This window comes from Clostridium sp. DL1XJH146, assembly GCF_054819755.1.
On record NZ_JBTVVN010000142.1, the window covers coordinates 1 to 268 of the forward strand.

Sequence of the window (268 nt, forward strand, 5' to 3'; positions counted from 1 at the left end):
GCCCTCGCGTTCGGAGATGCGCCGCGAACCCTGGTTGGGGACGGCCTTGGGCACCTGCATCAGCGGTTTTTCCAGCGTCTGGAACCAGAAGCGGCTGACCGCCTTGCAGGCCTCGCTCATGTAGCCGTGCCCCTGCCAGGCGGGGGCCAGCCAGAAGCCACGGTGATTGCCCGGCTGATCGAACAGCGAGATGTTGCCGATGGCGTCGTCCGGGGCGCTGGCGAGGCGGATCATCCAATGCCATTCCTCGCCACGGGCCATGGCTGGC

Annotated in this window: 1 protein-coding gene; it reads right to left on the reverse strand. The window is 67.5% G+C overall.

Features of this window, described 5'->3' with window-relative positions; translation table 11 throughout:
* The coding region (locus ACVHXK_RS18865; protein ID WP_461207942.1) for a GNAT family N-acetyltransferase at positions 1-268 on the reverse strand (268 nt) is incomplete at both ends.